The 3550-nt window shown below is 59.4% G+C and carries 4 protein-coding genes and 1 pseudogene; 1 reads left to right on the top strand and 4 read right to left on the bottom strand.

Annotation, left to right across the window (positions count from 1 at the left end; translation table 11 throughout):
• The 3 genes and pseudogenes from QZ326_RS11990 to QZ326_RS11980 all read right to left on the bottom strand — a co-directional run.
• A pseudogene (locus QZ326_RS11990) lies at positions 1-370 on the bottom strand (sodium:proline symporter); the annotation flags it as partial.
• Positions 371-709: 339 nt separating this feature from the next.
• A complete protein-coding gene (locus tag QZ326_RS11985; protein ID WP_295745527.1) occupies positions 710-1876 on the bottom strand; it encodes a TPM domain-containing protein in 1167 nt (388 codons plus the stop codon).
• Positions 1877-1880: 4 nt separating this feature from the next.
• Positions 1881-2117 carry a helix-turn-helix domain-containing protein gene (locus QZ326_RS11980; RefSeq protein WP_295745524.1) on the bottom strand — a complete coding sequence of 79 codons (237 nt, stop codon included), beginning with the start codon at positions 2115-2117 and terminating at the stop codon, positions 1881-1883.
• Positions 2118-2186: 69 nt separating this feature from the next.
• Between QZ326_RS11980 and QZ326_RS11975 the strand changes: the two genes are divergently transcribed.
• Positions 2187-2438: a hypothetical protein gene (locus QZ326_RS11975; RefSeq protein WP_295745522.1), complete on the top strand. Its 252-nt coding sequence runs from the start codon at positions 2187-2189 to the stop codon at positions 2436-2438.
• Positions 2439-2802: 364 nt separating this feature from the next.
• Here the strand turns inward: QZ326_RS11975 and QZ326_RS11970 are convergent.
• On the bottom strand, positions 2803-3550 hold a 748-nt coding region (locus QZ326_RS11970; protein ID WP_295745520.1), incomplete at its 5' end, for a toxic anion resistance protein.

Here is a 3550-nt window from a genome sequence, read left to right as displayed (position 1 = left end):
TCTTCTCGCCGTACCGCTTGGAGATGAAGCTGGGGATGGTGATGGCGTCCAGCTTCACGCTGTACCGGCGCAGCCGCTTCGCCACCAGCAGAAAGTTGAGGTACGTACCTGCCGCCAGGCCGATGGCGGTCCAGCTGGCGTCGGCCACGCCGGAAAGATACGCAAGCCCCGGAATGCCCATCAGCAGATAGCTGCTCATGTCAGAGGCCTCGGCGCTCATAGCGGTGACCAGAGGTCCCATGCCCCGTCCGCCCAGGTAAAACCCCTCGGCGCTCTTCTTGGACCGGCGGCCAATCATCACGCCGGTAAAGATCACAAAACAGAGGTACAAAATAATGGTCGCCATAATACAGATTTGTGCGCTAGTCATAATCTCTCTCCTTAAACTGTGAATTCAACGAGTGACATCATACCACACTTTTTACAAGAATGAAATACAGAATGCTGTATAGAATTTATTCTGTACGGTATTCTGTATTTTTACAAAAATATAATATATACCAACAGATTACAGCAAGACAAATTTCTGAAAGAAAATAAAATCAAAAAAATAAATCAGAAGTTGATTCTCCGTCTTCAGCGCAGGGTCCCCCATTCTGCAGCTTTCCCCAGTCCGCCGGCAGTTCCGAAAACCCAGCAGGGGATATCCCCCAATATGCGGAGACACGGCCCTTTAGGGCCGTGTCTCTTTGCTCTCTTTTTATGCAGTTTACCGGCGTCCGCCCCCGCGGCCTCCGCCGCCTCCGAAGGAGCCGCCGCCAAAGCCCCCGCGGCCTCCGCCGCCTCCGAAGGAGCCGCCGCCGAAGCCCCCGCGGCCTCCGCCGCCTCCGAAGGAGCCGCCGCCAAAGCCTCCGCGGCTGCCGCCGCCCCCAAAGGAGCCGCCGCCAAAGCCCCCGCGGCCTCCGCCGCTTCCAAAGGAGCCGCCGCCAAAGCCTCCTCGGCTGCCGCCGCTCCCAAAGGATCCGCCGCCGAAGCCGCCTCTGGGCGGCTGGGGAGGTCTTCCGCCTCCGCTCCTGGGCGGAGAGGGCGGCCGGCGGGGCGGTCTGGGGGGCGGCCTGCGCCGCCGGGGCCTGCCCCAGAACACCGGATAATAGGGAACTGTGGGAATCCCCATGCCCGGCATCATGTACCGCCGGCGGTAACGCCGGTAGCGCATGGCGTCCAGGATGATCCACAGCACAAAGAGTACGGTCAGCAGCATCACCAGCTGGCCCACCATCGCCATGGGAGCGGGGGGCACATAACCGGTGGTGCTGGTCTCATAGCCTCCGGCCAAAGCGGTGTACTCCTGCCGGACGGCGGGGATGTAATCCTCCTTCACCGTCACATTGTACAGGTCCTCCAAATAGTCCACCAGGGCATCAAAGGTTCTGCGCACCGCCTTGTCGTAATCCTTTTGGGCAAAGGGGTCCTCCATATGGTTCAGGGCAATGCTGTACAGGCTGTCCCCCTCCCGGCTGCGGAAGCCGCCGCCCCAGGCGGCGTAGTAATCCCCGTCGGGCTGGCCCTTGTACATATTCTCCAGGGCCAGCAACAGCAGCACGCCGTTGTTGGTCTCCTTCGCCCCTACGCCCAAGCGGTCAAATTCCTGCTGGGTATAGTCGCCGATCTCCGTACTGCCGGTGGTGTCCACCACGATGACGGCGATCTGGGCCCCGGTCTGGGCAAACAGGGACATGTTCATGCTTTCAATGTAAGCCATGGTCTTTTCGGAGATGACGCCCTCGCTGTCCATGACATAGCGGTAGCTCCCCACGACGGAGGTGGAGGCCTCCCCGGCGCCGTCGGGCCTGCGGGCGTTTCCCAGCAGGACACCGGCGATAATGGCCAGCACCATGACGGCAACGGCTATGGGGCGTTTTTGGAACAATTTCATAAACTCACTCCTCCGCCCTGGCCGTATTGAGGTCCGGCACGTCCGTCCGGCCCACGAGGTAATCAATGGATACTCGGTAGTAATCGGCAATGGCAATCAGGGTTTTTATATTCGGTTCGCTGCGGCCGCTCTCATAAAATTGATAGGCGCGCGTAGTCACACCAAGAGCTTCGGCAATTTCGCGCTGATAAATTCTGCGGCTTTCCCGCAGCTTTTTTAGTCGTGTCGGAAATGATTCCATGCCGGCCCCCTTGACAGTTAATTATGTTCGTGTTATTATGAACAAAAATAAGATTGGCGGTGTTTTGAAATGACCACTCTGGCACAGCTTCTCTACAACTACGCTCAAAATTACCGGCTCCCCAGCTTTTTAGACCGCGACGCCATAGACCTCACCATATCAGATCAGGCCCATACCCTGGCTGTCCTGAAAAAGGGCCTCTCCGCCCAACAGCTGGAGACACTGGAGCAGTATCAAAAATTCTGCCGCAGGCAGCAGGAGCTGGAAATGGAGGCCATGTTCCTGACCGCCTTCTCCGTCGCCCGTGAGCTCTGGGTCTGAGCGGCTGGCCGGAAGTACGGAGAAACGGCCTGCGCAGGGGACCGGGCCTTACAGTACCGGAGGCCGAAGGAAAAACCGTCAGGTGCGGGCCCCCTCCCACACGGGGCAGATCAGGCGCGAAGCGCGGGAAGAGGAGCAGAGACAATGCGTCCAACAATCAGGCCTGCTGCGCGCCCTTCAATCGGAGCGGCAGACTTCTGCGACGGCAAAAGCGGTTTTTCTTTTGGACCGTGCACGGCCCGTTTTCTTTTTGGCGCAACCAAAAAGAAAATGGGGGGTGCATCTGCCAGCCATCCTCATGGCTGAATTCTCCCCCGCCCGTCAGGGCGAGAACAACCTCCCCCTTTCGGGGGAAAAGAAAGTCCTACTTCCTCAATTCCATCAGCTTCGCCCGAAGCTCCCCCTCAATTCTCCCCAGCTCCGCCTCGGCGGCCTTGCGCTTCTCCGCGCCCTCCCGCTGGATGTTCAGCACCTCGTCCAGGGTGGAGATCAGCTGCTCGTTGGTGTGCTGGAGGGTCTCGATGTCCACGATGCTCCGCTCCGCCTCCCGGGCGGTCTGGATGGTGCCCATTTTCAGCATGTCGGCGTTCTTTTTCAAAAGCTCGTTGGTCATCTCCGTCACGGCGCTCTGGGCGGCGGTGGCCTGGCGGCCGTGCTCCATGCCCAGGGCCAGTACCATCTGGCTCTTCCACAGGGGGATGGTGTTCACCAGAGAGGACTGGATCTTCTCCACCATCAGTGTGTCGTTGTTCTGGAGGAGCCGGGTCTGGGGGCCCATCTGGATGGAGATCATACGGGTCAGCTCCAGGTCGTGGAGCTTCTTCTCAAAGCGCTCGCACATCTGCACCCTGTCGTTGTAGGCCTGGGCGTCCTCCTGGGCGCCGGTCTGCTCCGCCCTGGCCCGCAGGGCGGGGAGCTCGTTGTCCCGCACGCCGGCCAGCTTTTTTTTGCCCGCCAGGATGTACATGGTCAGTTCCTTGTAGTATTTCAGGTTCAGCTCATACATCTGGTCGAACATGGCCACGTCCTTCATCAGCGTCACCTGATGCTGCTCCAGCTCCCGGACGATCTTGTCCACGTTGGTCTCCACCTTGGAATATTGGGCCTTCATG

Source organism: uncultured Oscillibacter sp. (assembly GCF_910587525.1).
Taxonomy (GTDB): domain Bacteria; phylum Bacillota; class Clostridia; order Oscillospirales; family Oscillospiraceae; genus Oscillibacter.
This window is presented reverse-complemented; position numbering and strand designations above follow the sequence as displayed.

Bases quoted from the DNA above. Each gene is read 5' to 3' on its own strand.
- QZ326_RS11985 (WP_295745527.1), bottom strand. From the start codon at position 1,876: ATGAAATTGTTCCAAAAACGCCCCATAGCCGTTGCCGTCATGGTGCTG.
- QZ326_RS11975 (WP_295745522.1), top strand. From the start codon at position 2,187: ATGACCACTCTGGCACAGCTTCTCTACAACTACGCTCAAAATTACCGG.
- QZ326_RS11980 (WP_295745524.1), bottom strand. From the start codon at position 2,117: ATGGAATCATTTCCGACACGACTAAAAAAGCTGCGGGAAAGCCGCAGA.